At 70.7% G+C, this 25,997-nt stretch carries 29 protein-coding genes and 1 tRNA gene; 14 read left to right on the top strand and 16 right to left on the bottom strand.

Annotated features, from left to right (window positions below; translation table 11 throughout):
* The gene (locus KVT44_RS36520; protein WP_217571715.1) at positions 1–1,167 is read left to right on the top strand and encodes an acyl-CoA dehydrogenase family protein; all 1,167 of its coding nucleotides are present in this window, start codon (positions 1–3) and stop codon (positions 1,165–1,167) included.
* Between the two features lie 27 nt (positions 1,168–1,194).
* On the opposite strand, the gene KVT44_RS36515 is transcribed toward KVT44_RS36520, so the two are convergent.
* Positions 1,195–2,001, bottom strand: coding sequence for a DinB family protein (locus tag KVT44_RS36515; RefSeq protein WP_217571713.1), 807 nt, complete (start codon positions 1,999–2,001; stop codon positions 1,195–1,197).
* A 10-nt stretch (positions 2,002–2,011) separates the two neighbouring features.
* Positions 2,012–2,593: a dienelactone hydrolase family protein gene (locus KVT44_RS36510; protein WP_099919679.1), complete on the bottom strand. Its 582-nt coding sequence runs from the start codon at positions 2,591–2,593 to the stop codon at positions 2,012–2,014.
* Between the two features lie 50 nt (positions 2,594–2,643).
* Between KVT44_RS36510 and KVT44_RS36505 the strand changes: the two genes are divergently transcribed.
* The 3 genes from KVT44_RS36505 (at position 2,644) to KVT44_RS36495 (ending at position 4,515) form a co-directional block, all read left to right on the top strand.
* Positions 2,644–2,817 carry a hypothetical protein gene (locus KVT44_RS36505; protein ID WP_180292795.1) on the top strand — a complete coding sequence of 58 codons (174 nt, stop codon included), beginning with the start codon at positions 2,644–2,646 and terminating at the stop codon, positions 2,815–2,817.
* Between the two features lie 84 nt (positions 2,818–2,901).
* Positions 2,902–3,984 (top strand): beta-ketoacyl-ACP synthase III, encoded by a 1,083-nt coding sequence (locus KVT44_RS36500; protein WP_217571711.1) that lies wholly within the window; start codon positions 2,902–2,904, stop codon positions 3,982–3,984.
* Positions 3,985–4,161: 177 nt separating this feature from the next.
* Positions 4,162–4,515: an SCO4225 family membrane protein gene (locus tag KVT44_RS36495; protein WP_217571709.1), complete on the top strand. Its 354-nt coding sequence runs from the start codon at positions 4,162–4,164 to the stop codon at positions 4,513–4,515.
* 9 nt (positions 4,516–4,524) lie between these two features.
* Here KVT44_RS36495 and KVT44_RS36490 read toward each other — a convergent pair whose 3' ends face one another.
* Positions 4,525–5,094: a TetR/AcrR family transcriptional regulator gene (locus KVT44_RS36490; protein ID WP_217571708.1), complete on the bottom strand. Its 570-nt coding sequence runs from the start codon at positions 5,092–5,094 to the stop codon at positions 4,525–4,527.
* Positions 5,095–5,252: 158 nt separating this feature from the next.
* On the opposite strand from KVT44_RS36490, the gene KVT44_RS36485 reads away from it, so the two are divergent.
* On the top strand, positions 5,253–6,110 hold the full coding sequence (locus tag KVT44_RS36485) for a MoxR family ATPase (RefSeq protein WP_217571845.1): 858 nt from the start codon (positions 5,253–5,255) through the stop codon (positions 6,108–6,110).
* A complete protein-coding gene (locus KVT44_RS36480) occupies positions 6,107–7,489 on the top strand; it encodes a VWA domain-containing protein (RefSeq protein WP_217571706.1) in 1,383 nt (460 codons plus the stop codon). Before KVT44_RS36485 ends, KVT44_RS36480 begins: the two co-directional genes overlap by 4 nt.
* A 49-nt stretch (positions 7,490–7,538) precedes the next feature.
* Here KVT44_RS36480 and KVT44_RS36475 read toward each other — a convergent pair whose 3' ends face one another.
* Together KVT44_RS36475 and KVT44_RS36470 are read right to left on the bottom strand one after the other, a co-directional pair.
* Complete coding sequence (locus tag KVT44_RS36475; RefSeq protein WP_217571703.1) at positions 7,539–8,240, bottom strand: SDR family oxidoreductase; 702 nt, start codon at positions 8,238–8,240, stop codon at positions 7,539–7,541.
* A gap of 216 nt (positions 8,241–8,456) precedes the next feature.
* Positions 8,457–9,974: an MFS transporter gene (locus KVT44_RS36470; RefSeq protein ID WP_229888706.1), complete on the bottom strand. Its 1,518-nt coding sequence runs from the start codon at positions 9,972–9,974 to the stop codon at positions 8,457–8,459.
* A gap of 164 nt (positions 9,975–10,138) precedes the next feature.
* On the opposite strand from KVT44_RS36470, the gene KVT44_RS36465 reads away from it, so the two are divergent.
* Complete coding sequence (locus KVT44_RS36465) at positions 10,139–10,621, top strand: MarR family winged helix-turn-helix transcriptional regulator (protein WP_254650399.1); 483 nt, start codon at positions 10,139–10,141, stop codon at positions 10,619–10,621.
* A 214-nt stretch (positions 10,622–10,835) separates the two neighbouring features.
* Here KVT44_RS36465 and KVT44_RS36460 read toward each other — a convergent pair whose 3' ends face one another.
* The gene (locus KVT44_RS36460; protein ID WP_217571701.1) at positions 10,836–11,111 is read right to left on the bottom strand and encodes a hypothetical protein; all 276 of its coding nucleotides are present in this window, start codon (positions 11,109–11,111) and stop codon (positions 10,836–10,838) included.
* A gap of 461 nt (positions 11,112–11,572) precedes the next feature.
* Between KVT44_RS36460 and KVT44_RS36455 the strand changes: the two genes are divergently transcribed.
* Positions 11,573–12,754 carry a glycosyltransferase gene (locus KVT44_RS36455; RefSeq protein ID WP_190168499.1) on the top strand — a complete coding sequence of 394 codons (1,182 nt, stop codon included), beginning with the start codon at positions 11,573–11,575 and terminating at the stop codon, positions 12,752–12,754.
* A 60-nt stretch (positions 12,755–12,814) separates the two neighbouring features.
* On the opposite strand, the gene KVT44_RS36450 is transcribed toward KVT44_RS36455, so the two are convergent.
* On the bottom strand, positions 12,815–13,012 hold the full coding sequence (locus tag KVT44_RS36450) for an antitoxin (RefSeq protein WP_190168158.1): 198 nt from the start codon (positions 13,010–13,012) through the stop codon (positions 12,815–12,817).
* Positions 13,013–13,313: 301 nt separating this feature from the next.
* Between KVT44_RS36450 and KVT44_RS36445 the strand changes: the two genes are divergently transcribed.
* Complete coding sequence (locus KVT44_RS36445; RefSeq protein WP_217571699.1) at positions 13,314–15,959, top strand: glycosyl hydrolase; 2,646 nt, start codon at positions 13,314–13,316, stop codon at positions 15,957–15,959.
* A 47-nt stretch (positions 15,960–16,006) separates the two neighbouring features.
* On the opposite strand, the gene KVT44_RS36440 is transcribed toward KVT44_RS36445, so the two are convergent.
* Positions 16,007–16,327 (bottom strand): acetyl-CoA synthetase, encoded by a 321-nt coding sequence (locus KVT44_RS36440; RefSeq protein ID WP_217571697.1) that lies wholly within the window; start codon positions 16,325–16,327, stop codon positions 16,007–16,009.
* 336 nt (positions 16,328–16,663) lie between these two features.
* Positions 16,664–16,903: an SDR family oxidoreductase gene (locus KVT44_RS36435; protein ID WP_308314204.1), complete on the bottom strand. Its 240-nt coding sequence runs from the start codon at positions 16,901–16,903 to the stop codon at positions 16,664–16,666.
* On the opposite strand from KVT44_RS36435, the gene KVT44_RS36430 reads away from it, so the two are divergent.
* Positions 16,829–17,194, top strand: a complete 366-nt coding sequence (locus tag KVT44_RS36430; protein WP_308314203.1) for an acyl-CoA dehydrogenase family protein — start codon at positions 16,829–16,831, stop codon at positions 17,192–17,194. The genes KVT44_RS36435 and KVT44_RS36430 overlap by 75 nt on opposite strands.
* A gap of 58 nt (positions 17,195–17,252) precedes the next feature.
* Here the strand turns inward: KVT44_RS36430 and KVT44_RS36425 are convergent, their stop codons facing one another.
* A complete protein-coding gene (locus KVT44_RS36425; RefSeq protein WP_217571695.1) occupies positions 17,253–17,960 on the bottom strand; it encodes a TetR/AcrR family transcriptional regulator in 708 nt (235 codons plus the stop codon).
* Positions 17,961–18,261: 301 nt separating this feature from the next.
* Here KVT44_RS36425 and KVT44_RS36420 point away from each other — a divergent pair, with 301 nt between their 5' ends.
* Complete coding sequence (locus KVT44_RS36420; RefSeq protein ID WP_254650397.1) at positions 18,262–19,008, top strand: hypothetical protein; 747 nt, start codon at positions 18,262–18,264, stop codon at positions 19,006–19,008.
* A 55-nt stretch (positions 19,009–19,063) separates the two neighbouring features.
* On the opposite strand, the gene KVT44_RS36415 is transcribed toward KVT44_RS36420, so the two are convergent.
* Positions 19,064–19,204, bottom strand: coding sequence for a hypothetical protein (locus tag KVT44_RS36415; RefSeq protein WP_177324367.1), 141 nt, complete (start codon positions 19,202–19,204; stop codon positions 19,064–19,066).
* Positions 19,201–20,439: a DUF418 domain-containing protein gene (locus tag KVT44_RS36410; protein ID WP_217571693.1), complete on the bottom strand. Its 1,239-nt coding sequence runs from the start codon at positions 20,437–20,439 to the stop codon at positions 19,201–19,203. The genes KVT44_RS36415 and KVT44_RS36410 overlap by 4 nt, the downstream gene beginning before the upstream one ends.
* Before the next feature lie 202 nt (positions 20,440–20,641).
* Between KVT44_RS36410 and KVT44_RS36405 the strand changes: the two genes are divergently transcribed.
* Positions 20,642–21,313, top strand: coding sequence for a response regulator transcription factor (locus KVT44_RS36405; protein ID WP_099919688.1), 672 nt, complete (start codon positions 20,642–20,644; stop codon positions 21,311–21,313).
* Complete coding sequence (locus KVT44_RS36400; RefSeq protein ID WP_190168154.1) at positions 21,310–22,428, top strand: sensor histidine kinase; 1,119 nt, start codon at positions 21,310–21,312, stop codon at positions 22,426–22,428. The genes KVT44_RS36405 and KVT44_RS36400 overlap by 4 nt, the downstream gene beginning before the upstream one ends.
* A gap of 266 nt (positions 22,429–22,694) precedes the next feature.
* On the opposite strand, the gene ykgO is transcribed toward KVT44_RS36400, so the two are convergent.
* From ykgO to KVT44_RS36380, 4 genes are all read right to left on the bottom strand, one after another.
* Positions 22,695–22,817, bottom strand: coding sequence for a type B 50S ribosomal protein L36 (ykgO, locus tag KVT44_RS36395; RefSeq protein WP_054230145.1), 123 nt, complete (start codon positions 22,815–22,817; stop codon positions 22,695–22,697).
* Between the two features lie 40 nt (positions 22,818–22,857).
* Entirely contained in the window at positions 22,858–23,118 is a 261-nt protein-coding gene (locus KVT44_RS36390; protein ID WP_217571691.1) for a type B 50S ribosomal protein L31, read from the bottom strand.
* A 101-nt stretch (positions 23,119–23,219) separates the two neighbouring features.
* Positions 23,220–23,384 (bottom strand): 50S ribosomal protein L33, encoded by a 165-nt coding sequence (gene rpmG / locus KVT44_RS36385; RefSeq protein ID WP_054230143.1) that lies wholly within the window; start codon positions 23,382–23,384, stop codon positions 23,220–23,222.
* A gap of 210 nt (positions 23,385–23,594) precedes the next feature.
* Positions 23,595–23,667 (bottom strand) — tRNA-Gly (locus KVT44_RS36380).
* Positions 23,668–24,184: 517 nt separating this feature from the next.
* On the opposite strand from KVT44_RS36380, the gene KVT44_RS36375 reads away from it, so the two are divergent.
* Positions 24,185–25,996, top strand: coding sequence for a hypothetical protein (locus tag KVT44_RS36375; protein ID WP_217571690.1), 1,812 nt, complete (start codon positions 24,185–24,187; stop codon positions 25,994–25,996).
* Position 25,997 lies beyond the last annotated feature (1 nt).

The following is a 25,997-nucleotide window of genomic DNA, read 5'->3' as shown; positions in this document are numbered from 1 at the left end:
ATGAGCACTCTCGACGTCCTGTCCGAGGACGAGCGGCTCGTCGTCGCCACCGTGCGCGAGTTCGTCGACAAGGACGTCAAGCCGGTCGTCCGGGAACTCGAACACGCCAACACCTATCCCGAAGCCCTGATCGAGCGGATGAAGAAGCTCGGGATCTTCGGGCTCGCCGTCCCCGAGGAGTACGGCGGCACACCCGTCTCCACCTCCTGCTATGTGCTCGTCACGGAGGAGCTCGCCCGCGGCTGGATGAGCCTGGCGGGAGCGATGGGCGGCCACACGGTGGTGGCCAAGCTGCTGCTGCGGTTCGGCACCGAGGAGCAGAAGCGCCGCTGGCTGCCGCGGCTGGCCACCGGCGAGGTCCGGGCGACGATGGCGCTGACCGAACCCGGCGGCGGGTCCGACCTCCAGGCGATGCGGACTCTCGCCCGCAGGACCGCGGACGGCTATGTGGTCAACGGCTCGAAGACGTGGATCACCAACTCGCGGCGGTCCGGGCTGATCGCCCTGCTGTGCAAGACCGATCCGGACGCCACCCCCGCCCACCGGGGCATCTCCGTCCTCCTCGTCGAGCACGGCCCCGGGCTCACCGTCTCCCGCGATCTTCCGAAGCTCGGCTACAAGGGCGTCGAGAGCTGCGAGTTGACCTTCGAGGACCACCGCGCGCCGGCCGACGCAGTCCTGGGCGGAGTCGAGGGCCAGGGGTTCGCCCAGATGATGAAGGGGCTGGAGACCGGGCGGCTCCAGGTCGCCGCCCGCGCCCTCGGCGTCGGCCGGGCGGCCCTGGAGGACTCGCTCGCGTACGCACAGCAACGGGAGTCCTTCGGCAAGCCCATCTGGCGGCACCAGTCGATCGGCAACTACCTCGCGGACATGGCCACGTCCCTCTCCGCCGCGCGCCACCTCACCCTGCACGCCGCACGCGAGGCCGACGCCGGCCGGCGCGTGGACATGGAGGCGGGCATGGCCAAGCTGTTCGCCTCCGAGACCGCCATGCAGATCGCCCTCAACGCCATGCGCATCCACGGGGGTTACGGCTACTCGACCGAGTTCGACGTGGAGCGCTACTTCCGGGACGCCCCGCTGATGATCGTCGGCGAGGGCACCAACGAGATCCAGCGGAACGTGATCGTGCGCCAGCTCGTCGAGCGGGGTGGGCTGGACGCGTGAGACGGTCCCGCCCCGCTCGTCGGCCGGTCAGGGCACGTCCCGCCCCGCCGCCTCCAGCGCCGCCAGGTCACGCACCGCGAAGCGGAGGTGCTCGCACTCCTCGTCCATCACCACCTCCAGGCAGCCGCCGACCGTGCGTGTCTCCTCGGGGTAGCCGGGCGCGGGCGTCCGCGCACAGGGCCGTTCGAGCTCGGCGTCGGTGAGAGTGTCGACCAGGCCGCGTATCAGCGCCATGCGGTCGGCGCGCGCCGACATCACCTCCACGAACGACGGACGCGCGGCCAGGTCGATGCCGAGGGCCGCCGTGTCCGCGCGCGGATACGCGGTCTGGGGGACGCCGAGCGGGTGGTACGGCAGCGGTTCGTCGAGGACCGTACGGCGCGCCCAGGCGTCGGTGACGAAGACGAGGTGGCGCAGGGTCTCGACGAACGACCACTCGTCGTGGACCCGTTGGTGGCGCGCCGCTTCGGGCAGCCGCTCGGCGCGGGCGACCGCGTCCGACCAGAGCCGTTCGATCGTGTCCCACATCGCGCGGTGGTCGTCGGCCGTCCGCATGCCCCGCAGCTGCACGCGCTCGGGGTGTCGTCGGTCCAGCTCGGCGGCCACGAACGCGGTGACGTCTACGCCGTTGACGACGAAGTTGCTGACGTGACCGGACACGTCGACGTCGACGAGCCACGAGTCGACGATCCTGACCCGGCTCAGGTCGCAGTCGACGAACGTCGTCGCGGTGAGGTCGGCGACCGTGAAGCGCGCACCGCGGAACGCGTCCGTGTGGTCGCTGTCGTACTCCCCCGCCGACCACCGGTGCGGACCGTACTGTGCCGCTGCCATGGGCGGGCCCCTACTCGATGCCGTCGAGGAGGGCGAGCACGCGCCGGGTGAGCAGGGTGGCGGCGTGCTCGTCGTACGACGGCAGGCTGTTGTCGGCGAACAGGTGCTGCTTGCCGGGGTAGAGGAACAGTTCCGCGGCGTCGGGGGCCGATTCGACGAGGGCGCGGGCCGCGTCGAGGTCGCCCTCGTCGACGAAGTACTCGTCCCCCTCCATGCCGTGGATCTGGACCGGGACCTGCCGCGGCCAGTCGCCGCCGAACTCCGAGGCCGGGACGCAGGAGTGCAACAGCAGCGCGCCCTTCGCGCCGGTCCGGGTCTGGGCGAGGTACTGCGCCGGCAGGACGCCCAGCGAGAAACCGGCGTACACCAGCTCGGCGGGCAGCTCGGCCGCGGCTGCCCGGCCGCGCTCGACAAGGGTGCCGAACCCGATGCCCTGGGCGTGCGCGCCCCCCTCTTCCAGGTTCTCGAAGACCCGCCCTTCGTACAGATCCGGCACGTGGACGGCATGTCCGGCGCCCCGGAGCGACTCGGCGAACGCGTGCACGCCGGACGTCAGTCCCTGCGCGTGGTGGAACAGCAGTACTTCAGCCATGTCGGCCCCCTCCGTCGGCGCGCAGCCCAGGTGACTCCGCGGGACCGAGTATGGACCGGGGCACTGACATCGCCCGGCGGTCGCCGCGCACCCACGCCAAACACCTCGTCCGGTGGGCGGGTGTGGTGTTCGGCGGGCGCCTGGAGTTGGCCATTCCGCATTCCGTCCATCGGATGCGCGGCGCGACGGTGGAGTGCTTCTTTGCCGAAGTGCACGCCCCCTGAGCGCACTTGTCCCTGTTGATCCACAACGGGTTAGGTAAGCACCATGCTGCTGAACGGCAGCTGACGCGGGGAGAGGTGGTCGTGATGTCAGCTGCTGTGGTCTGTGGGATCGGCACGTGCCTGCCGGAGCGTGTCGTCAGCAATGACGACCTGGCGGCCCGGCTGGACACCTCGGACGCCTGGATCCGTTCCCGTACCGGCATCGCACGGCGCCGGATCGTGGAGCCGGGCACCAGTACCGGTGATCTCGCGGTGGCCGCGGGACGGGCCGCGCTGGACTCCGCGGGGCACGGCGCCGACTTCGTCCTGCTGGCGACGACGACCCCGGACCGTCCCTGCCCGGCGACGGCGCCCGAGGTGGCGCATCGCCTGGGGCTCGGCGAGGTACCGGCGATGGACGTCTCGGCGGTCTGCTCGGGATTCGTGTACGCGGTCACGGTGGCGAGATCCCTGTTGGCGTCCGGGACCTGCGCCCGCCCGCTGGTGATCGGCGCCGAGGTGTACACGTCGATCATCGACCCGCTCGACCGGGACACCGCGGTGATCTTCGGCGACGGGGCCGGGGCGGTCGTGCTGCGCGAGGGCGGGCCCACGGAGTCGGGAGCGCTGCGCGCCGTCGACCTCGGCAGTGACGGCTCGGGCGGCGAACTGATCACGGTGGCCGCGGGCGGCTCCCGCCGTCCCCGCGCCGACGGCGAACTCCCGCGCTCCCAAAGGTACTTCCGGATGCAGGGCCGTACGGTGTACCGGCACGCGGTGCACCGGATGACCGCCTCCTCGCGGCTCGCGCTGGAGCGGGCCGGCTGGTCGCCGACCTCGGTGCGTGCCTTCGTCGGCCATCAGGCCAACCAGCGGATCCTCGACGCCGTGGGCGACCGGCTCGGCATCGGCGCCCCGCACCGCTTCGGGAACATCGCGGAGGTCGGCAACACCGCCGCCGCCTCCATCCCCCTCGCCCTCGCGGACACCGCCGCACGTGACCTCGTACGGCCCGGCGAGCGCAGCCTGCTCACCGCCTTCGGCGGGGGCCTGACCTGGGGTTCCATCGCCCTGTCCTGGCCGGCCGCGGTGCCGGTCCACCGGCCCCTCCCGGCCCCCGCCGTGCGCCGGCCGGCCATGATCCCGGCCCCGGCGCCGGTACCCTGTCAGAACGGACCACAGCCGTGACACCCGTATGCCACTCAGTGGATCAGTCGGATCACTCGAGTGCATCGGCCGGATCAGATGAGTAGTCGTACTCATGCCCGCTCGCGGACGCAGCCGCCATCGTGATGTCCACGCCCCTCCGGCACCCACGCGGAGAGGGGGACCGCGTCACACCGGCTTCGTCCGACGGAGGACATCATGAACATCTCGCGCCGCACCCGTACCGCGCTCACCCGGGCCACGGACAACTGGCTCTCCCGTGTCTACCTGGCCGCCGTCACCGCCGCGACCGGCTACTTCCTCTTCGACGCCCTCTTCGTCGACCACCCCGACGCCTCCATGGCCGCCGTGGTGCCCTGGCTGCTGACCGCCCCGCTGAGCCTGCTGTACACCCTCCTGCCCGACGGCACCTTCTCCGGCACGAGCACCGGCGCGTTCACCGCCCTCTACCTCGCGGGGATCGCCTTCGCCGCCCTCGCGAACGCCGCCTTCATGGGCCACGTCGTCCACAGGCTCCGCCAGCCGTTCCCCGGCACCGCACCCAGCGCCTGAAGGTCCCGCCTACTTCACCCCGCCCGCATCCAGCAGCGCCGTCACCGTCGTCGTGGTCAGCCCTTCCAGCGTCTCGATCCCGGCACCGGCCCGGGCGCTCGCGCCGTCGAACACCAGCATCAACTGCCGGGCGAGAAGCTCGGGATCACGCGCACCACCCGACTCGGCCTGCGCACGGAACACCTCTTTCATACGTTCCTTCGCACCGCCCGCGACCACCGACGCCGGGTGCCCGGGGTCCTTGAGTTCGACGAGCGCGGCGAGGAACGCGCAGCCGCGGTACTCGGGCCGCACCGAGGCCGCCTCCATCCGCTCGAAGATGCCCAGGATGCGCTCGCGCGGTGTCCCGGCATCCTCCGGATCCGGCGCGAGCTGCTTCTCGTACAGCGGAATCTGCCGTTCCAGGCTCGCCGCGAGGACGTCGTCCTTGCTCTCGAAGAGCTGGTACATCGACCGCTTCGAGACACCGGCCGACCGGCACAGCGCCTCGATGCCTACGGATACGCCCTCGCGGTAGACGAGGTCGGCCGCCGCGTCCAGCAACCGGTCCCTGGTGGACGCCTTGTCTGTAGTGGCCATAAGGGCAGGTTACCGCGCGGGACGAGACAAGGAAACCGATCGGTCTCCCCAGGCCGCGTGGGCGCAATCACACGTGACACAGCGACTGAACAAGCGCTTGGATAGTGAAGTTCGGACCGTGTGTCCCACCCCGCCGTGCCGCGCTGGAGGCCCCGTTGCTGTTCACATCCGTCGACGATGTCTCCGCGCGTCTCGCCGAGACCGGCTATCTGGCCTCGCCCGCGGTCGCGACCACGGTCTTCCTGGCCGACCGCCTGGGCAAGCCGCTCCTGGTGGAGGGCCCCGCCGGGGTCGGCAAGACCGAACTCGCCAAGGCCGTCGCCCAGGTGGCCGGGGCGCGACTGGTCCGGCTTCAGTGCTACGAGGGCGTCGACGAGTCCCGGGCGCTGTACGAGTGGAACCACGCCAAGCAGCTGCTGCGCATCAGCGCGGGCCGCGACGAGACGTGGGACGAGGCGCGCACGGACATCTTCAGCGAGGATTTCCTGCTGGCGCGCCCCCTGTTGACCGCCATCCGCGGCGACGATCCCAAGGTGCTGCTGATCGACGAGACCGACAAGGCCGACGTCGAGGTGGAGGGGCTGCTGCTGGAAGTGCTCAGCGACTTCCAGGTCACCGTCCCGGAGCTCGGCACGATCACCGCGACCAGCCGGCCCTTCGTGGTCCTCACCTCGAACGCGAGCCGTGAGCTGTCGGAGGCGCTGCGCCGCCGTTGCCTCTTCCTCCACATCGGCTTCCCGGAGGAGGAGTTGGAGCGTCGCATCGTACGACTGAAGGTGCCGGGTCTGGACGCGGCGCTGACGGAGTCGGTGGTGCGGGTGGTCGGCGCACTGCGCGAGATGGACCTGCGGAAGGTCCCCTCGGTCGCCGAGACGATCGACTGGGCGCGCACCCTGCTCGCGCTGGGCGCCGACACCCTCGACGGGACCGTCGTACGTGACAGTCTCGGCGTGCTCCTCAAGCACCAGGACGACATCCTCAAGGCGGCCGCCAAGCTCGACCTGGACGCCATGTGAACGCGCCGACGGGCGTCGCCGAGCGGCTGACGGGACTGGTCGGCGCGCTGCGCGCGCACGGCGTGCGGATCGGTACCGGCGAGACGGTGGACGCCGCGCAGGCGGTGGCGGCGCTCGGCCTGACCGACCGGGAACTGTTGCGTGAGGGCCTCGCCGCCACCCTGTTGCACAGCACGGGGCAGCGCCGGGTGTTCGACCCCGTCTTCGACCTGTACTTCCCGCGTCTCGTCGGGGCGCCGATGTCCGAAGAACGGGAGAGCGACGCTCCCGCCGCCGACCGGGAGGAGCTGCGCGAGCGGCTCGCGGCCGCGCTCGCCGCGGGCGACCGGGAGACGCTGGAGCGGCTGGCGATCGAGGCGGTGGACGGCTTCGGGGGCTACGGCTCCTCGCCGGGGTCGGACGGCTGGTCGTCGTACCAGACACTCGACCGGCTCCGCCCGCAGACGCTGATGGCGCGCGTCCGTGACAGCGTCCGGGCACGGCAGGAGGGAGCGGCGGGGTTCGCCGACCGGCTGCTGGAGGATGAGATCCGGCGGCGTATCGAGATGTTCCGCGCACTGGTCGCCACGGAGGCGCGGCGCCGGGTCGCCGAGCGGCGCGGCCGGGACGAGTTGGCGCGGCGGGCGGTGGCCCCGACCGCCGACCGGGTCGACTTCCTGTTCGCGGGGCGGGACCGGCTCGCCGAGCTGCGCAGGACGGTGCAGCCGCTGGCGCGCAAGCTGGCCACCCGGCTCGCCGCACGCCGCCGCCGGGCCGCGCGCGGCACCATCGACCTGCGGCGGACCCTGCGCGGTTCACTGTCCACCGGCGGGGTGCCCATGAAGCCGGTGCTGCGCAGGCGCCGCCCCGTCCGGCCCGAACTGGTGCTGCTGTGCGATGTGTCGGGCTCGGTGGCGGGCTTCTCGGACTTCACGATGCTGTTGGTGCAGGCGCTTCACGACCAGTTCAGCAAGGTGCGGGTGTTCGCCTTCGTCAACCGGATCGACGAGGTGACCGGCCTGCTCGTGCACGGCACGGCCGATCCGGAGGGGCTGGGTGCCCGGATCCGCTCCGAGGCGACGCTGACGGGCTGGCACGGCAGCAGCGACTACGGCGTCGCGTTCGGCGAGTTCGCCGAGCGGTACGTCGACGCGGTGGGACCGCGCACGACCGTGTTCGTCCTCGGCGACGCCCGGACGAACATGGGCGACCCGAATCTGCCGGCCGTCCGGCGGTTCTCCGAACGGGCCCGCCGTGTCTACTGGTTGAACCCCGAGCCGCTCTCCCAGTGGGGTACGGGCGACTCGGCGGCGCCCGAGTACGCCGGGCTCGTCGAGATGCACGAGTGCCGCAACGTACAGCAGCTCAGCGGGCTGATCGGCCGACTGCTGCCGGTCTGACCGCCGGGGGACGGAGAACGGGACCGGCCTCCCCGTCTCCCTGCCTCCGTTACGCGACCAGCTGCGGGTACATCACGCCCAGATCCTCGGCCAGCTGGGCCTTGACCTGCCGGGTGAGGTCGTCCGCCAGCACCTCGAAGGCACCGGACTCGATGCCGTCGAGGGCCTGGGCGGCGACGCTCTCGGGCGAGGACTTCGGCGCGTCCACCTTCGCGGCCATGTCGGTGTCGACGTAACCGACATGGAGTCCCGTAACGTCGATGCCGCGCGGCTTCAGGTCGAGGCGCAGGGAGTTGGTCTGCGACCAGAAGGCCGCCTTGGAGGCGCTGTAGGAGCCCAGGAGCCCCACCCACGACAGCACCGAGTGGACGTTGAGGATGTGGCCGCCGCCGTTGCGCTCGATGATCGGCACGAAGGCGCGCGTGACGAGGAGGGGGCCGAAGAAGTTCGTCTCGAACTCGCGGCGGACGTCCTCGACGGGCGAGTCCAGGAAGTTCGCGTTCACGGACGCGCCCGCGTTGTTGATCAGGACGGTGACGTCCTGCGCGCGCTCGGCGGCCGCGGCGACGGACGCGGGGTCGCTCACTTCCAGCGCCAGCGGCACCGCGTCGGGGTGGGTGACGGTCCGCGGGTCGCGTGCGGTGGCGTACACCTTCGCCGCGCCGCGCTCGTAGAGGGCCTGCACGAGCGCGCGGCCGATGCCGCGGCTGCCGCCGGTGACCAGGACGACCGAACCTTCGATGGATGTCATGAGAACTCCCGAAGCCATGAGGAAACCGATCGGTTTCCCGTTACCGGAAGAGTAAACCGATCGGTTTCCAAGAGCAAGGCGGGAGGCGAGGACCGGGGAACGGAGGGGGCAAGGAGGGGGCAGGGAGAGGGCGGGGAGCGGGCAGGGAGCGGGCAGGGAGCGGATACGAAAACGGCTCGCCCCGATGGACGGGGCGAGCCGTTGACCGTGTCCGGATCAGGACGTGGCGCCCGCCGTCTCCACGACAGCCTCGTCCGCCGCGGCGTCGTCGGTGGCGGCGGCCTTCTTCTCGACCGTGTACTCCTGGGCCGCACCCCTGGTCAGACCGACCAGCGCCACGGCCACGATCAGCACGAACGCGACCCCGGCGATCGCGAAGCTCAGCGTGAACTGGCTCTCGGCGGGCAGCGCGGGCGCGCCGGCCGGCAGGTGCTGGATGGTCTTGGACGCCAGCAGCGAGGTGATCACGGCGCTGGCGATCGCGCTGCCGACGGAACGGGAGATGGAGTTGAGGCCGTTGGCGATGCCGGTCTGGTGGTGCGGCACGCTCGCCACGATGAGCGCGGGCATGGCCGCGTAGCCGAAGCTGATCGCGACACCGATCAGCAGGCCCGCCAGGATGATCGACGCGGAGGTGTCGTGCGCCAAAGTCAGCCAGGCGAAGCCGGCGACTCCGAACACCGCACCCACGGCGAGGGTGAACCGCGCCCCGATCCGCCCGACGAGGATCCCGCCGAACTGTGCGGCGAGCAGCGAGATCAGCGTGGTCGGCAGCAGGTACTCGACCGAGGCGCGCAGCACCGAGGCGCCGAATCCGTACCCGGTGAGCTCCTTCGGCATCTGCGCCAGGTACGCGACGCCGATGAACTGGGAGAACATCGCGAAGCCGAGGAAGAGGCCGGCGAGGTTCGTGAAGAGCACCGGGCGGTGGGCGAACATCCCCATGTCCACCATCGGCGCGCGGACCTTGCGCTCGACCAGGACCCAGACGCCCGCCATGACGACCGCGGCGACGAACAGGCCGATGGTGCGGGCGGAGGACCAGCCCCACTCATGCCCCTGCGAGATCGGCAGCAGGAGCAGGACGAGCAGCGCGGCGAGCGTTCCCGCGCCGAGCCAGTCGGTACGGCCGCCGGTCGTCGAGCGTGAGGAGGGGACGCGCAGGACGACGCCGACCAGGGCGAGGGCCGCGAGCCCCACGGCGAGCCAGAACACCCGGTGGTAGTCGGGGTCCGAGCCCCGCGTGAGCAGTCCGGCCGCCACCAGGGCGAGTCCGCTGCCGACCGCGAGCGTGCCGCTCACCAGCGCCATCGCGCCGTGCAGCTTCGCCGGGGGTATCTCCTCGCGCAGGACCGAGAGGGCGAGCGGGAAGATCGCGGTGGCCGCGCCCTGGAGCACCCGGCCGACGATCAGCCACAGCAGCGAGGTGGTGGTCGCCGCGAGCACCGAACCGGCGATCATCAACAGCAGAACCCCGATCAGCGTGGGCTTCTTGCCGTGCATGTCGCCGAACCGGCCGAGCAGCGGGGTGAAGACCGCGGCGGACAGCAGGGTCGCGGTGGTGACCCAGCTGACATTTGCGGTGGTGGTGCCGAGGTCGCTCTGGATGATGCTCAGGATCGGTACGACGAGGGTCTGCATCATCGAGACGATCATGGCCGCGAGGCCGAGGACCAGGACGAGTGAGAGGTCGCCGGTGGGGCGCCCGGGCGCAACGCGATCTGTGGGTGTCACGGTGTTCTTCCGTTTGGTCAGGACGTCGAGTAATCACGGAGAGTGATGTCGCGAAACTTGAAGACCTCAAAGCTGTAGAGCCTAGAAGTTTGAGGTCCTCAAGTAACTCGATAGAGGTAAGCATCGAAGGTTGAGGTAGTCAAGTTTCGGGTTACGCTGGATCCATGTCCGCGACATCTGGAACGAACCGCTCCGCCGAGGCGTCCGACACCGGACCCCTCACCGTCTCCAACGTCATGCTTCTCGACACCCTGTGGGCGTCGATGGTCAGCCTCTACGCGGATCTCACCAGCGCCGCCGCCGCGCACGGCCTCACCTACAGCCAGGCCAAGGCGCTCAACGTACTGCGCCAGGGCCCGGCTCCGATGCGGGCCCTGGCGGGCACACTGCGCTGCGACGCCTCGAACATGACCGGGATCGTCGACCGGCTGGAGGCCCGCGGCCTCGTCTACCGCGAGCCCAGCCCCACCGACCGGCGGGTCAAGAACGTCGTCCTCTCGGAGGACGGGGCGGCCACCGTGTCGAGCATCCGCGACGGCATGCACGGCACCCACCAGGCCCTCGACTCACTCAGCGACACCGAGCGGTCCACCCTCGAAGGCCTCCTCTCGCGCCTGTTCGTCGCCGAGGACGACCGGGCTTCCTGACCCCCGAACGGGACGCCCCGGCCAAGCAGTTCCGCTGCCTGCCCAGCTCCTCCTAGGGCCTGTCCGACGGATCAGGTCGCAGGCAACGGGCGGTGCCTCATCGGCGCTGGTGAGCGGGGCTTGGTGCGTCCAGCTGCAAGGCGGAGGAAGGAGTCGACGCGGAGCGTCGGCGGGACCCAGGGATTTCCCCGAAGAGCCGGGGTGCGGCGCGGCCCTAACCTCGCAGGTGATCGGCCGGGGTGGCAGGCGAAGCCCCGGGCAGACACAGGGGGTGGTCGCGGTGGGCAGTGCCGATGTGATCGCCGACGTGTCCGACATCCTGGTGCACGTCCTGACCGCCGCGGTACGCGAATCCGACGCCCACGCCCGGGTGCGGCTCGTCGAACTCGTCGGGCAGCAGCGCGGCGGCGGCCATGGAGCGCTCGGCCTCGAACTCTTCCTGTACGAGGTCGCCGAGGACCCCAGCACACGCAACCGCCCGTCCCGCCACACCGTCGTGGTCCTGCGGAGCAGGGTTGTCCGCCCCAGCCCCGGTTCTCCTACGACGAACAGCGCGCCGCCGCGCCCGGAGGCCGTGTCACGGAGCAACCGGGCGACCGAATACCCAGACATTCACCCTTCCGCTTCAGCCGAGCGGTGGCGGCACCCGTCTCGGCCGCGGCGCGGATTGTACGTGTCGCGCGTCCCCGGACCAGGAAATTTCTGGCCTGTTTTTTACCGTCCGGTTGGTGTGAGAACGGCCGTCAGGCCCGCGACCTCTGTGTCTTCATTCGGCTGATCAACCGAACAGTACGCCGTAACCAATCGTGTCCGAATTCGAAACGACGAGTTCACAGGCTCGCAAGTTTCTCCTGTGTCCATAGCGGAGAACCCGCAGATCACAGGGGTTGAAAAGGTTTCCTCCCTTTCTGCGAGACGGGCCAAGAGGTGCGCGTGATGGACGAACTGCGTGTGCTGTCGATCTATGAAGGATTCTTCTCGGGCGGGGCCCGGATCGTGCACAGTGATGTGGTGCTGGGGCTCCATGAGGGTGGCCAGCGGCATGCGGTGCTGAGTGTGAATGGCGAAATGTATCGGGAGGAGACCCGGCAGCGGATGGAGGACGACGTCTGCTACCGGTCGCTGACCGCGGCGGGCGTGCCGGTCACCTCGCTGGGCCGCACCCCCGGGACACCCGGCGGCCCCGAGGCCTTCACCGGGCCGGAGCTGGCCGCCACCACCCGGGCGGTGGCCGCCGCGGACGTCATCCTGTCCCTCAAGGAGCAGCCGCTCGGCCTGCTCAACCAGGCCGGCCTGCCCCGGCGGCCCGTCGTGGTCTGTCTGCACCGCTCCGACCCCGAGAACCAGGGGGCGGCCCTGGACGAGCTGCGGACGGCGGTCGCCGACGGCCGGATCGCCGCCGGGATCTGTTGTGCCGAGTCGACGCGCGCCGCGTACGCCGCGGCCGGGATCCCGGCCGGCCTGCTGCACGTCATCCCGAACGGCGTGGATCTGCTGCGATTCCGCCCCGACCCGTTCAGACGCGCTCTGCTGCGGACGTCGCTGGGCATCCCGGAGCGCGCGCCCGTGATCGTCTTCGCGGCACGCTACGCCACGATGAAGAACGTTCCGCTGTTCCTCCGGGCCGCCCGGGCCTGGCTGCGCCGACAGCCCGACGGCCACGTCCTGATGTGCGGCGCGGGCATGACGCGGGCCAACGACTGCCTGCGTGAGGACATCGCCACCGCGTTCGGCGCGGACGCCCCGCTCGCCGACCGCCTCTCCCTACTCGGCGTACGGCATGATATGGAGACCGTCTACGCGGCCGCCGACGTGGTGTCGCTGACCTCCGCCAGCGGCGAGGCGGCACCGCTGTGCCTGATCGAGGGCATGATGTGCGGGGCCGTGCCGGTCGCCACCGATGTCGGCGACAGCGCCTCGATCGTCACCGGGCACGGCTTCCTCACCCCGCCCGACCCCGAAGCGATCGCCCTGGCCTGGTCCGAGGCGGTGGCGCGGGGCGCCGAGTTCGCACCGGCCCTGGCGCTCAGCCGCGAACGGTTCAGCCGCACCCGGATGATCGCCGCGTACGCCGCGCTCATCGAACAGGTGCGCAGCAGGTCGGGCCGGGTGCCTCTCCCGGAACCCTTCTGAGCGACCCCGCCGGGCAGGGGCGCCCCCGGGGCGCCCCGGGACCCGCGTACGCCCCGCGGGTCAGGCCTCCTTCTCGCCCAGTTTCTCGACGTACTCCTGCGCCTTGTCCACACCGGTCTCGATCTTGTCGGTGTATGTGCCGTCCGTCTTGTCGTCGACGATGTCGCCGGCCTTCTCCAGTCCGTCGGAGATCGTGTCGCCGTGGGCCTCGGCGAGTTCCTCGGCCTTGTCCTTGAGGTTCTTCAGGTTGTCGAACACGCGTGACTCCTTCTCCGGCGGCACTGCCTGATCAGGGTCACGATCCCACCAGGCCCTCGGCGGCCAACAGGCCCACGGTGCGGCGCCCTTGGGCAACGGGAGCGAACGGCGCGAACCGCTCCGGCCCGCCGAAACCCGACGCGCCCCCGCGGGCGGGTGCACCGGTGACCGGGTGCCCCGCCGTACAACACCTCATTTGTGGCAGGTTCTGGACAAGAATTGGGTAAGCCCCGGGACGCTCACCCGTCCCTCGTGGTCCTGTCTGTCCCAAGGCTGTGTCAACGCCGTTCGGGAGGACCACGTGTCAGTACCCACCCGCAAGAGACGATGGCTCACGATCTGTGCCGTCACCGCGTCGGCCGCGCTCGTCGCCCTGCCCGCCGGCGCCGCGCCCGGCCCGGACGGGGGCCGTCCCTTCGGGGCCCGCGCGCTCGCCCAACTCGCCGCAAGCCGCGCGCAGTCGACGGGCGGCATCACCCCGAAGGTGACCGCGCAGGACTCCGACGGCGGCAACGAGTCCGGCGAGATAGCCGAGGGGGCCGACCAGTACGCCGAGGCCCGCACCTCACCGGGTGTCGTCGCGCCGGGGGCCTACGGCGCCGCCTGGAGCAGTCTGAACAACTTGCCTTCCACCGGCGGGAGTTGGCGGAACGTCACCGATCTGCCGTACAACTCGGACGACCCGCGCTACCGCGACTTCGACTCCAACTCCAGCGGCGGTGCGGGCAACGTCACCGGCCGCCTGGCGGCGATGGCCGCCGACGACGACGGGTACGTCTACGCGGGCAGCGCGGGCGGCGGCGTATGGCGCTCCCGGTCCGGCGGCGGACACTGGGAGCCCATCAGCGACCGGCTGCCCTCGCAGTCCACCGGCGCGCTGGCCCTGGACGGATCCGGGCGGCTGTGGCTGGGCACCGGTGAGGCGAACACCAACGCGGACGCATACCTCGGCAGCGGGGTGTATGTGCTGACCGACGCACACCACGGCACGTTCTCCGCGCGCAGCCGGGTCGGCGGCGACGAGCTGGAGAGCACCACCATCCACCAGCTGCGCTTCGGCGGCGGAAAGGTGTGGGCGGCGACCAGCGAGGGCGTGTGGAGCCACTCCACCAAGACGCTCGGCGGCGCCTGGAAGCTGGAGTTCGCCCCCAACCCCGGCTACCTCCCCGGTGGATCGCTGGCGAGCGACCCCTCCGCCCCGTACAAGAACCTCGCCAACGACATCGCGATCGACCCGAAGGACCCCTCCAAGGTGGTTCTCGCGGTCGGCTGGCGCAGCGGTGACGACTACAACGGCTTCTACACCAAGGTGCGGGGCGCCTGGACGCGGATCACCAGCGGTCTGGGCGACCTGCCGTCCGACGCGGACAACGTCGGCAACGTCACCTTCGCCCGGTCCGCCGACGGCTCGCGCTACTACGCCATCGACCAGTCGCCGGAGCAGCTGAACAGCAACCCGGACAGCGGTCTCGAGGGCGTCTACGTCGCCAAGTCCGGCTCCCCGTTCGGCCCTTGGACGAAGATCGCCGACTACAAACAGCTCGCCGCCGACGGCTCGGCCCTCACCTCCAGCGGCTACATGCCCGGCGTACAGGCCTGGTACAACCAGTTCCTGACCGTCGACCCGGCGAACGCGCAGCATGTGTACGCCGGTCTGGAGGAGGTCTACGAGACCAGGGACGGCGGCGGCACCTGGTCCACCGTCGGCCCGTACTGGAACTTCGGTTTCCCCTGCTGGAGCATCGACCCCGCCAAGCAGACCGGCGACTGCAACGCGACGACCCACTCTGACCAGCACGGGGTCGCCATCGGCCGCTACCACGGCAGGAGTTACGTCTACGTCGGCAACGACGGCGGAGCCTACCGGCGGCCGCTCGACGGCGCCCAGGACTCCTCCGGCCACGCCACCGACTGGACGTCCCTGAACGACGGCACGATCGACACGCTCCAGTACTACTCGGTGGGCATCGGCAAGGACCTCGCCCACGGCGGCGTCTCGGTCACCGGTGGCCTGCAGGACAACGGCCAGTCCATCCTGCGCGGCGACGACAAGGTGATGGGCTCCGACTTCGGCGGGGACGGCGGCGACACGCTCACCGACCCGGCCAACGGCTGCGACATCGCCGAGGAGTACGTCTACCTCGCCGTCCAGATCACCCAGAACTGCGCCGTCAACGACGGTTCCTGGGTCAACGACGCGAGCAAGGTCACCTCGTACAACGTCGCCCCGGCCGACAACGCCACCAGCGAGGCCCGCTTCATCGCCCCGCTCGCCGCCGACATGAAGAACAGCTCGACCTGGATCGCGGGCGGCCGGCACGTGTGGGTGCAGACGCACGGCTACGCCATCCGCAGCGGCTCCGAGTGGACCAGCGTGTACGACCTCGGCGCCGGCCGCACCGCGACCGCCGTCGCCGCGTCGGGCGGCAAGGTGTACGCGGCCTGGTGCGGCCCCTGCAACAACCAGGGCTTCGCGCGCGGCATCTCCGTCGGCAACGCGGACGGCACGGGCTGGCACGACGTGACCCTGCCGGTGGACGCGAACGTGCCCAACCGCTACCTCAGCGGCTTCGCCGTCGACCCGAAGAACGCCGACCATGTGTACCTGGAGGTCAATGGCTTCTCCCGGCACTGGACCGAGGGACCCGGCGCGGGCGTGGGCCATGTCTTCGAGTCCAAGGACGGCGGCACCACCTGGACCGACATCTCCACGAACCTCCCCGACGTGCCGACCGACTCCGCGGTCGTCACGGCCGACGGGGGGCTCGCCGTCGCCACCGACCTCGGTGTGGTCTACCGCGCCCCGGGCCGTACGACATGGCAGCGCGTCGGCCGACTCCCGGCGGTCGCTGTGCTCCAGCTGAAGCTGAGCCCGGACGGCGGCACGCTGTACGCGGCCACGCACGGCCGCGGCATCTACACGATCAAGGTGCGCGACTGCGGCTGACCCGTACGCACGCAGGAGGGGTGAACTCGCCGCCGTAAGCGGCTGGTTCACCCCTCCTTCGCGTACGGGACCACACTCACCCGGAGCGTGAACGCGGTGCGCGCCGCGCCCGCCACGTCCGGAGCCTTCGCCGTCACCGTGATCCCGGCCGCCCCGCCCCGTACGCTCGCGCAGCGCAAGGTGGCACGGCCGGTCCCGTCGGCGTCGACGCGCCATCCGGAGATCAGCACCACTGCGGGCGCCGTGCTCTGGACGGCCGTCCAGCGCCGGTCGTCCGCACGCGGGCGCAGGGTGACCGAGATCATCGCCCCGGTCCGCACGCACAACCGCCGTTCGACCGCGTCCCCGGGCGAGACGGTGACCTCCACCCGCCCGGCGAAGCAACTGGCCGCCGGGGCGGCGGATCCGGGGCCCGACGCGGACGGTGCCCCTCGCCCCGGCTCCGCCGTCCCACTCGTAGAAGCACTCGTAGAAGCACTCGCGGAGGCACTCGTGGGTCCGGACGACGGTCCCCGGCCTGCGCCTCCCGATCCACCGCACGCCGCGAGCAGCACCACTCCGGCGACCGCCGTCCAACCGGCCCACCACCGCATCGCGCGCCTCCGCTCGTCAGCCCGTCCGCCCGTATCCCGACGAGCACCAGCATGCCCGCCTTCCCGGGAACCGTGCGGCGTGAGCGCCGAACCGGCGTGCTCGCGTCCGTTTCAGTCGCCGCGCACGGCGGCGAACACACCACCGTCCACGAGGATGTCGATGCCGTTCAGGAAGCCGGCCTCGTCCGACAGCATGAAGGCGACGACACTGGCTACATCCTCGGAGCTGCCCGTCCGGCCCAACGGGGTCGCGTCGATGAGCCGCTGCATGGAGGCGTGGGTCGCCGCCTCCTGCCGGCCCTGCGGGGTGTCGATGATGCCCGGCGAGAGGGAGCATGCCCGGGCTCCCACCGGTCCGAGGCGTACGGCCTCCTTCCGTGCGGAGCCTCTTTCTACAGCGCCGCCTGGCTCGCCGACCAGGGCCGTCCGCACAGTACGGAGGCCGCCATAGCGAAGCTGTACGCCTCCGAGGTCGCCCATCGCGCGGCCTCCGCGTCGGTGCAGATCCACGGCGGCTACAGCTACGTACGGGAGTCGGAGATCTCCCGTTTCCACGCCGCCGCGAAGATCCTGGAGATCGGCGAGGGCACGAACGAGATCCAGCGCAACGTCATCGCCAGAGCGCTGGTGAAGCAGGCGTGAGCCGGCCATGAGGAACGGTCGGGTCCCGCGGTGTGCCGGAGCGCACCGCGGGTCCGGGTCAGTCGCCGACAGCGGCCGGCTGCCACTCCGCCTCGGGGTCGAGCGGCAGGTCGGGACGGTCACGCTTGAACGCGGCCGCCCGCTCCTCCACATCCGGCAGCGCGTTGTCGGACGCGCCGAAGCCGCGGAAGAGGGTCGCGCAGTACTCGCGCGACAGGAACGCGGCGTCCCACTGCCCCTCGGGGCGCACCCATTGGTAGGTGTGGTTGTGCAGGTTGAGGAACTGCAGGGTCGCCAGGCGCGGTGGGAGCGCACGGAAGATGCCCTGGTCGACGGCTTCCGCGAGCAGGCCGGAGACCAGGTGCTCGAAGTCGGAGCGCTGGCCCAGCAGGGTCTCCAGTTCGTCGCCGCTGAGACTGCGGTAGTCGTGTTCGTAGACCCAGACGTGGTCGAGCCTGCGGAAGATGATCGTCAGCAGCGACTCGGACAGCAGGCGCAGCCGCAGCAGGGGATCCTCGTCGAGTTCCGCGATCTGCCGCGCGCGCGACAGCAGTGGTCGCATCACCCGCGACTGGATCTCGATGAGCAGGTTCTCCTTGGAGACGATGTAGTAGTACAGCGCTCCCTTGGCGAGTCCGACCGCGCGGCCCAGGTCGTTGATGGAGGTCGCCGCGTAGCCCTGTTCGGCGAACAGGGAGGCCGCGACGTCGATGATCTTCTGGCGTCTGACTTCGAAGCCCGGCCCATGACCCGGTGGTCGTGGCATTGATTCACTCCCCGCCTGATATGACGACGTGTCTCGACCGAGACCAACCCGGCGTCCGCTCCAGACGGCCGTCGGCGCACCTGGGGGAAAGCGGACTCCGGGACGCCGCTTCAGTTTGCTAGACCAAACGGTACATTAAAAGATGGACTCGGCGGCGGGCGTCTGCCCCGCGCTGGCGATCCACATCGAGGAATGACGACGTTCCCCACTCCGCCGGCTCGACCTCACCCACCAGGACCAGGCACGACAGCTCCAGACCGAGCCGCCCCCGTGTGTAGCCTCTCCGTACGGTGTCGCGATCTTGGTTCACTTCCTTGTGCTGCTGACGGCGACCGGCCCGCACGCCGAGGGGAGAGGCGACGTCCGGGTCGTGAAGACCGTTGCCAACGGCGGCGGCAACGTCACCGTGGGCACGTCGAAGACCGTCACGTTCCCGATCGCCATCACGGTCAAGGACAACTCGGGCGTGAAGGGGCTCGCGAACGTCAACACCTCCAAGGCGTACAGCGTCCATGGTTTCTTCGACTGGACCGGGTCCTCGTGCGTGAAGAAGAGCTCCACCCCGTCGGTGTGCACGGCCAGGATGACCGTCGATCCAGCCTGGATCCCGGACACCAGTGACACCGATGCCAACACGATCGCCGGCGTCTGGCAGGTCGACGCCACCGTCAGGGCCAACGACGGCGACTACTGGATTTCCGACCACATCGCCGAGTACAAGGTGAAGCGCGCCTCGAAGCTGACCACCGACGCGTCGCCCGAACCGGTCGCCAAGGGCGCCAAACTCACCGTCACCGGCAAGCTGTCCCGTGCCAACTGGGAGGACCTCGCCTACCACGGTTTCACCGGGCAGCAGGTCAAGCTCCAGTTCAAGAAGGCCGGGACCGCCCACTACAGCACGGTCAAGACCGTGAAGTCGGGAACCCACGGGAACCTCAATACCAAAGTGACCGCCACCGCGGCGGGCAGTTGGCGCTGGTACTTCCCCGGCACGACGACGACCGCGAGGATCGTCTCGGCCGGGGACGCGGTAGCACTGAAGAAGTGACGTCCACGGGCTGAAAGCCTCGCCCACGGCGGCGGCCCGAGTCGTCGGCCTCCCGTCAGGGGTGTCCGACCAGGGTGGTGACGACGTGGTCGACGGCGTCGGCGTACAGGTCCGGGCGCAGGACGCCCAGGACGGCCGCCGCCGCGGCCGCCGTCAGGAGCCAGGGCTCCCAGCGGCCGCTCGACGGGCCCCTCATCGGACGCGCTCCGCGATCCTGGTGGCCCGGCCGAGCAGCCATTCCAGCGGTCCGCGCGCGAAGTGGCGGGACCAGAGGGTCGCGAACACGGTCACGGCCACGAGGAAGCCGAGCAGCACGTGCAGCGGGGAACCTGGCAGTTCCTGTATGCCCAGGGCGCGGATGGCGACGATGTGGAAGACGTACGCGGTCAGGGACATCGTGCCCACCGCGATGACCGGAGCGACCAGTCGGCGAAAGCGCGGGAGGGTGTCGGTGGCGGCGAGGCAGGCGGCCAGGACCGCGATGGCCACGCCGGTGTTGGCCACGACCGACAGGGTCGTCTCGCTGTGCGGCGAGGCCGCCAGCAGCCAGGCCGGGGTGGTGCCGGTCGGGTAGCCCGCGGTGTCGGACCACCAGGCCGACATGACCGAACCGCCCTCGCCCCAGCCGGAGGCGCGGAGGGCGGAGGCGACGCCGGGGACGAGGTGCAGGGCCAGGTAGGAGCCGCCGTAGCCGAGGACTGCCAGCGAGACACCGGTGATCGCGAGGCGTGTGCGGACGACGGTGGAGGCCAGGTCCAGCCGGGCCACGGCCATGCCGGCGACGACGAACGGGATCCAGGCCAGGGCCGGGTAACCGCCGGTGAAGAGCAGCGAGACGATGCCGTCCGCGTCGGCGGGCCAGGCCCAGATCCCGCCCGGACCACCACCGTCGCCGCCCGGATTGAGGGCCTGCTGCACCACGTACAGGATCTGAGGCAGGATCAGCGCACCGCTCACGGCGATGACCGCCAGCGGTCGGGCGCCGAGCCGGTACAGCGGCAGGACCAGCAGGAAGTACAGGCCGTAGAAGGCGAGGATCACCTCGACCGGGGTGCCGGTCAGGGTGAGCGCGGTGCCCAGGACCAGCAGGATGAGGGCTCGGATCACCACCTTGGCGACCGCCTGGCGGCCCGCCCGGCCGGTCTTGGGGGTGCGGCGGCCGGTGATCAGCACGATCGAGAAGCCGGCCAGGAAGGCGAAGAGCGCGGAGGCCCGGCCGTGAGCCAGTTCCATGAAGAAGCCGGTCGATCCGCCCTCGGAGGGATCGGGGCCGACGTGGGCCGCGTACATCCCGAAGACCGCGAGCCCCCGGGCGAGGTCCACTCCGATCAGGCGCCCCACCGAGGGCCGGGTGTCGGGGAGTTGCGTGGTTTCGGACGGCTCCGGTCGGGGCGGTGCCACGAGCGTCGTGTCGTGTGCGTTCTGCGTCATGGCTCACAGGCTCGGGAGAATCGCCGATCGCGAAGTATCCGGCAGGCGTCCGGTTCACACCCCCCGGACGACTGGAACCGACCCGCCGGGTGGCCGGGCCGTTCCGCCGGAGCGCCGCACCGGGCTTTTCCCGTTCTACGGTCACAGTGACGACAATCGACATCGAGGACATCGATGGCATCGAGGACGAGGCGGAACGTACGTGATCCGGGTAGTGGTGGTGGACGACGAGGCCCTGGTGCGGTCCGGCTTCGAGCTCATCCTCGGCGCGGCCGACGACATCGAGGTCGTCGCGACCACGACGGGCGCGGAGGCGGTGGACGCGGTACGGCGGGAGGGACCGGACGTCGTGCTGCTGGACATCCGGATGCCGGACGTCGACGGTCTGACCGTACTGCGGCACCTGCGGGCGCTGCCGGACGCGCCCGTGGTGGCGATGCTGACGACGTTCGACGCCGACGAGTACATTCTCACCGCGCTGCGCTCGGGGGCGGCCGGCTTTCTGCTCAAGGACACCGAGCCGGACCAACTCGCCCAACTGGTGCGGACCTTGTGCGCGGGCGGTGTCGTGATGTCACCGAAGGCGTCCCGTGCCGTGTGGCAGAGCCACCCGGGCTCGACCGCCGCGGACGACGAGGAGGCCGCCCGCGTCGGACGGCTCACCGAGCGGGAGCGCGAAGTGCTGGTGCTCATCGCGGAGGGGCTGTCCAACGCCGACATCGGCAGCCGCGTCCATCTCAGCGCGGGCACCGTCAAGGACCATGTCAGCGCGATCCTGACCAAGCTGCGCGTGAACAGCCGGGTGCGGGCCGCGCTGCTCGCCCAGCGGGCGGGCCTGCTGGACGGGCGGAACCGGTCGGAGGACCGGCGATGAACGGGGGCAGGCCGTGGTGGGCGCGGATCCCGGATCCGGTCGTCGACGCCGTGGTCGTCGCCGTGGCCGCCGTGGACGTCCTGATCAATCTGGGGGACTCGAGCCGCCTCGCGACGGCGGCGACAGCCGTCGCCTGTGCCGCGCTCGCCCTGCGTCGCCGTTTTCCGCTCACGGTGTTCCTGCTCACGCTCCCGGCCAGCCTGATGGTGGACATCGTCTTCGCCTCGTTCGCCGCGCTGTTCACCCTCGCCGAGCGCTCCCGCGACCGTCGGCTGCTGGTCGCCAGCGCCTTTCTGTTCGCCGGCGCCTCTGCCGTGCCCTGGCCCCTGGGCAACGTCGGCTCACACGAACGCGCCTGGACGCTGATCTACTTCTTCTACACCCTGGCCACGGCCGCCGCCCCCGTGCTGCTCGGCCAACTCGTCCAGGCCCGGCGGGACTTGGCCGACCGGCTCGCGGAGATCGAGACGGCCCGCGAACACGAGCGGCTGTTGCACTCCCAGGCCGTCCTGGCCCGGGAACGTGCCCAGCTGGCCCGCGAGATGCACGACGTCGTCTCCCACCAGGTGAGCCTGATCGCCGTACAGGCGGGTGCCCTTCAGGTCGCCGCCAAGGATCCGCACTTCAAGGAGGGCGCCCGCACCATCCGTTCGCTGAGCGTCGACACGCTCGACGAACTGCGCCACATGGTCGCGCTGTTGCGGGCCTCTGGGGGCCGCGTCGGCGAACTCACGCCGCAGCCCACACTCGCCGACCTGCACAAGCTCGTGTCGACCAGCGGCATCGAGGCGACCCTGACGGGTGAACTCCCCTCCGCCATCGCCACCCCCGCGCAACGCGCCCTCTACCGCACCGTGCAGGAATCCCTGACCAACGTACGCAAACACGCGCCCGGCGCGGCCGCCACCGTCCACCTGTGGCACTCCGACGACCGCTTCGGCGTCACGGTGACCAACAATGCCCCCACCCGCCCCTCCCTGCCCCTGCCCGGCTCCCAGCAGGGCCTCGTCGGCCTCCGGGAGCGCGCCGAACTCCTGGGCGGGGCCTTCGAGTCCGGGCCCACCCCCGACGGCGGCTACCGCGTGACGCTCCGCATCCCGACGGACGCGGACTGAGCCGCGACGCCGTGGCCCGTACGAACGTCGGACGGTCGCCAGGACGGTGCGCAGGGGCCAACCGGGGGACGTACCGTGGCGGCGGGCATCCCATGGCCCCACGCAGGCGGACGATTCGCTGAGCGAGGAGACGGAGGCGGAGACGGCAGCTCACCTCTTCGCACGGCCGGCCCTGTCCCAGGACTCCCTGGTCACGGAAGACCTGGGAGCGCCCTTCCACCCTCGCCACCGCTCCTCGTCGCCGCCTGCCTCCGGGTGGTGTGCCGTCAGCCCTGGCGGGCCTTGAAACGCGGGTTCTTCTTGTTGACGACGAAGACCACGCCCCGTCGACGGACCACCTGAGCCCCCGGCTTGGACTTCATGGAACGCAAGGACTTGCGCACCTTCATGGATCTGCCCTTCTCGTGCTGTGAACTGTCAAACCCGCCGTCAGTGCCGCGGCGAGGCCGTACGGTCGTAACGACGCTCGAAGCGCTCCACGCGGCCTGCGGTGTCCAGGACCCGCGAGGTCCCGGTGTAGAACGGATGGCTCGCCGACGAGATCTCGACGTCGATCAGCGGGTACGTGCCCCCGTCCTCCCACTCGATCGTCTTCGACGAGTGCGCGGTCGAACGGGTCAGAAACGCGGTGTCCGCGGCCCGGTCACGGAAGACGACGGGGCGGGATTCGGGGTGGATGCGGGGCTTCATGAGGTTGCCTCCCTTGTGACGGTCGACGGTTCCGTGACCATCGACCGTCTTGTGACGGTCGACGGTCCTGTGACGGTCCGCCCGGTGGCGCCGGGCTCGGCTCAGCGCTCCTCCCGGAACGGGACGTGCTCACCGACCACCGGGTCGTACTTGCGCAGGACGAGCCGGTCGGGGTCGTTTCCGCGGTTCTTCCGCGTCACGTAGGTGACGCCGGTCCCGGCTGTCGACCTCAGCGTGACGACGGGTCGCGCGCTGTTGCGTGCCATGAGGTCCTCCTTCCGCCCACATCACGCGATCTTGACTCGCGCATGTCAGCTACGTGTGCTGTAACAGCGGACCTGGTCGGCGCATTCCCGGGGGCTTGAGCAGGGGCCAGAGACAGGGGTAGGGGGAGGCAGGGAGCGGCATGGGGGCGGCAGGGAGGCTTGCGGCGAAATGAAACAAGCCCCGCCTCCGGAATACAGGAGGCGGGGCTGTGGAGCGCCGGGCAGGCCTTGCACCTGCATCTCCCCGCAGGAAGCGGGGCGTCTTTCCTTGGACCACCAACGCGAGGCCGACCACCAAAGTCCTCCGGCGGGCTGCTCAAGATCAATCATAGCCCAGCCGGAGCGGTGCATGACACCGGCAGGGTTGCCGCGTGTCCAGGAAGACCCAGGAGTCCTCGCCGACGGTCGCCGCCGCGCGCCCGCCGGTCGGAGGATGACAGACCCGCGGTACGCCGACTGTTCCTCCCGGCCGAGTTCGCGTGTCGGCCGGAACAGACCCACTACCGCGTCCGGTGGCCCTACCGACTACCGCTTCCGGTGGCCGTGCGGCAGCGGGAGCTGCGGCGATGAGCGAGAGGCCCTCGTCAGGTACCTCCCGGGCTGAGCCGTGCCCGGCCGGCTCCCGAGGGCCGGCCGCGCGCGGGAGGAAGCCGAGGCAGCTGTCTCCGCGCACCGGCGCCCGTCCGAACACACACATGCGCCGCGCGCGCCGCTACGCGCCCTTGCGCTCCTCCGGTGCGTCGCCAGAAAGTACCTGTTCCGGAGACCGAAACCGCACGGCGGGACGAACGGGGAGCGGTGTGAGTGAGCAGCCCGAGGCCGACGCCAGTCTCAACGAGTTGAGGGACGGCCTCAAGGAGATACGCGAGGCGCAGCAGCGCCGCGAAGGCGACCTGAAGACCCTGCACGACCGGTTCGGCACGCTGTCCGGGGGCCTGGAGGCCCTGCGCGGCAGAGCCAACGAGCTCGCCCTTCAGGTCGAATCGGTGGGTTCCGCCACCGAAGAGCTGCGGGAGGGCCTGTCCCGGACCCGGTCCGAGCTCGGCCAGGTCAAGGCCGAACTCACGGATTTCCGGTCCCAGTACGAACGCGACCAGGCCGTCCTTGCGGCACAGTTCGAGCTCGACCGGATCACCGAGGACTGGCAGCGCAGGTTCGGCAACCGGGAAAAGGTGCGCTCTCTCGCTCGTGGCCTGGTCAAACAGCTGACCCCGCAGCTCGTGAGGAGCGGGGCGCTGAGAACCGACAACCTCCGGCTCTTCGTGGAGGAACACCTCGTCCACGACCCCGACTTCTGGCTCGCCCACGCAACCCTGGCGGTCGCCGCCCGACTGGACGGGGACGACGAAATCCGGCTCACCGCGATGGGGCAGGCGCAGGGGCTCGACCTCGGCAAGGCGAACCTGTTCTTCTCGCTCGCCGCGGCCAGGGCGGGCGAGCACGAACGGGCGGGGAACTGGATGGACGGCTACCTTCAGCACGCCGTCGACCCGGACCGACTCGGCAGGGACTTCCTCGTGGTCCTCGACGCCGTCGCCAGCCGCGAACTCGGCGACCTCGCACACAGCTACGCCCGGCAGGTGATGGTGCGCTGGGGCACCGAGGCGGCGGCGGGCGGGACGGCGGCCAGGGCGAGTGTCCGGCGTTGGACACCCCAGCTGCGCAAACTCCTCGCCTCACCCGGCGACCGGTTCGAGTCCCTGGGCCAGGCGTACGACGGGGACTGGCCGGCGCTCCTCGAACACTGGCGGCTGGCCACCGTCACCACAGGCACCCTCGCCCACCTCCGCAAGGAGTTCCCACCCCCGAACCGCACGGCGTCCACCCCCGGACGTGTCCGCTACGCCGAGACGGCCATCGACCGCCTCATCGGCCATCTCGAACCCGATGAGGCTGCCCTGCACACCAAGAAGGAGGCGCTGCGCCGGTTCATCGAGCACCGGGGTGACGAGAAGGCGGCACAGGAGGAGCACGAGCTGCGTCAAGAGGCGGACGCCGAGGTCATGGACTTCACGACGCTCCTCGACAACGCCGTTTTCAAACCGAGTCAGATCGCCCTCGGAGACGACGCGCGCCGCCTCGCGCTCATGCAGATGCTGCCCAACCTGTGCACCGCCGCCGAGGAACTGGTGGTGGCCTCGCTGAGCCACCGGCCTCAGAACATCCGTATCGCGATCGAGGGTTGGCACACACTGCTGCCGACCGACCCCGCCGCGTCCGTCGACGGGAAAGCCCTGGCCGACGAGCTGGAGACCGAACTGCTCGAACGCACGGAGGCCGAGGCCGCGGCTGTCGACCGCAACCTGCCGCGGCGCGTAGGGGGCACCGCCGGTGGCCTGTCCGCCCTCGTCCTGGCCCCCTTCCTCCTCGGCGGCTTCTTCCTGGCACTCGCGTTGCTGGTGGGCGCCTTCGCCGGGGTGTGGGGGCTGTTGGACGTGACGCGCGTACCGGCCGAGCGCGGCAGGATCCGTGAGGCCGGCGTGGTGCGGCGGCGAAGTGCGCAGCGCCGGTTGCAGGATGTGCTGAGCCGGCGCATCGAGTTCTTCGCCGAATGGAACGAGCACGTCGCGCGGCTGCCCGAGCTGTGCGCCTGGGACCCGACGGGCAAGTGAC

It is taken from the genome of Streptomyces sp. GbtcB7 (assembly GCF_019091445.1).
Taxonomy (GTDB): Bacteria; Actinomycetota; Actinomycetes; order Streptomycetales; family Streptomycetaceae; genus Streptomyces; species Streptomyces mirabilis.
Note: the sequence above shows the minus strand (reverse complement) of the source record. Positions and strands in the feature narration are given on the sequence as shown.

Excerpts from the sequence above, each read along its gene's own strand:
- KVT44_RS36400 (WP_190168154.1), top strand. The coding sequence starts at position 21,310 with ATGAACGGGGGCAGGCCGTGGTGGGCGCGGATCCCGGATCCGGTCGTC.
- KVT44_RS36425 (WP_217571695.1), bottom strand. The coding sequence starts at position 17,960 with ATGCCACGACCACCGGGTCATGGGCCGGGCTTCGAAGTCAGACGCCAG.
- KVT44_RS36465 (WP_254650399.1), top strand. The coding sequence starts at position 10,139 with ATGTCCGCGACATCTGGAACGAACCGCTCCGCCGAGGCGTCCGACACC.
- KVT44_RS36520 (WP_217571715.1), top strand. The coding sequence starts at position 1 with ATGAGCACTCTCGACGTCCTGTCCGAGGACGAGCGGCTCGTCGTCGCC.
- KVT44_RS36510 (WP_099919679.1), bottom strand. The coding sequence starts at position 2,593 with ATGGCTGAAGTACTGCTGTTCCACCACGCGCAGGGACTGACGTCCGGC.
- KVT44_RS36495 (WP_217571709.1), top strand. The coding sequence starts at position 4,162 with ATGAACATCTCGCGCCGCACCCGTACCGCGCTCACCCGGGCCACGGAC.
- KVT44_RS36390 (WP_217571691.1), bottom strand. The coding sequence starts at position 23,118 with ATGAAGCCCCGCATCCACCCCGAATCCCGCCCCGTCGTCTTCCGTGAC.
- KVT44_RS36410 (WP_217571693.1), bottom strand. The coding sequence starts at position 20,439 with ATGACGCAGAACGCACACGACACGACGCTCGTGGCACCGCCCCGACCG.
- ykgO (WP_054230145.1), bottom strand. The coding sequence starts at position 22,817 with ATGAAGGTGCGCAAGTCCTTGCGTTCCATGAAGTCCAAGCCGGGGGCT.
- KVT44_RS36505 (WP_180292795.1), top strand. The coding sequence starts at position 2,644 with ATGGACCGGGGCACTGACATCGCCCGGCGGTCGCCGCGCACCCACGCC.
- KVT44_RS36515 (WP_217571713.1), bottom strand. The coding sequence starts at position 2,001 with ATGGCAGCGGCACAGTACGGTCCGCACCGGTGGTCGGCGGGGGAGTAC.
- KVT44_RS36500 (WP_217571711.1), top strand. The coding sequence starts at position 2,902 with ATGTCAGCTGCTGTGGTCTGTGGGATCGGCACGTGCCTGCCGGAGCGT.
- rpmG (WP_054230143.1), bottom strand. The coding sequence starts at position 23,384 with ATGGCACGCAACAGCGCGCGACCCGTCGTCACGCTGAGGTCGACAGCC.
- KVT44_RS36490 (WP_217571708.1), bottom strand. The coding sequence starts at position 5,094 with ATGGCCACTACAGACAAGGCGTCCACCAGGGACCGGTTGCTGGACGCG.
- KVT44_RS36415 (WP_177324367.1), bottom strand. The coding sequence starts at position 19,204 with ATGAGGGGCCCGTCGAGCGGCCGCTGGGAGCCCTGGCTCCTGACGGCG.
- KVT44_RS36475 (WP_217571703.1), bottom strand. The coding sequence starts at position 8,240 with ATGACATCCATCGAAGGTTCGGTCGTCCTGGTCACCGGCGGCAGCCGC.